This window comes from Paenibacillus agaridevorans (assembly GCF_003112455.1).
Lineage (GTDB): Bacteria > Bacillota > Bacilli > Paenibacillales > Paenibacillaceae > Pristimantibacillus > Pristimantibacillus agaridevorans.
This window is the reverse complement of record NZ_BDQX01000001.1, coordinates 1-992: the sequence shown is the minus strand read 5'-3', so window position 1 is coordinate 992 and position 992 is coordinate 1. Positions and strand designations below refer to the sequence as shown.

The following is a 992-nucleotide window of genomic DNA, read 5'->3' as shown; positions in this document are numbered from 1 at the left end:
TTAGGATAAGCCCTCGACCGATTAGTATTCGTCAGCTCCACACATTGCTGTGCTTCCACCCCGAACCTATCAACCTCGTCGTCTTCAAGGGGTCTTACATACTGGGAAATCTCATCTTGAGGGGGGCTTCACGCTTAGATGCTTTCAGCGCTTATCCCGTCCGTACTTGGCTACCCAGCGGTGCTCCTGGCGGAACAACTGGTACACCAGCGGTACGTCCATCCCGGTCCTCTCGTACTAAGGACAGCTCCTCTCAAATTTCCTACGCCCGCGACAGATAGGGACCGAACTGTCTCACGACGTTCTGAACCCAGCTCGCGTACCGCTTTAATGGGCGAACAGCCCAACCCTTGGGACCTACTTCAGCCCCAGGATGCGATGAGCCGACATCGAGGTGCCAAACCTCCCCGTCGATGTGGACTCTTGGGGGAGATAAGCCTGTTATCCCCAGGGTAGCTTTTATCCGTTGAGCGATGGCCCTTCCATTCGGTACCACCGGATCACTAAGCCCGACTTTCGTCCCTGCTCGACTTGTAGGTCTCGCAGTCAAGCTCCCTTATGCCTTTGCACTCTTCGAATGATTTCCAACCATTCTGAGGGAACCTTTGGGCGCCTCCGTTACATTTTAGGAGGCGACCGCCCCAGTCAAACTGCCCGCCTGACACGGTCCCCGTACCGGATTCACGGTACCAGGTTAGAACTCCGATACGATCAGGGTGGTATCCCAACGGCGCCTCCACCGAAGCTGGCGCTCCGGCTTCAAAGGCTCCCACCTATCCTGTACAGATCGTACCAAAGTCCAATATCAAGCTGCAGTAAAGCTCCATGGGGTCTTTCCGTCTTGTCGCGGGTAACCTGCATCTTCACAGGTATTAAAATTTCACCGGATCTCTCGTTGAGACAGCGCCCAATTCGTTACGCCATTCGTGCGGGTCAGAATTTACCTGACAAGGAATTTCGCTACCTTAGGACCGTTATAGTTACGGCCGCCG

At 54.7% G+C, this 992-nt stretch carries 1 rRNA gene; it reads right to left on the bottom strand.

The features are described from left to right. Nucleotide 1 precedes the first annotated feature (1 nt). Nucleotides 2-992: ribosomal RNA gene (locus PAT3040_RS00005) — 23S ribosomal RNA — on the bottom strand; the annotation flags it as partial.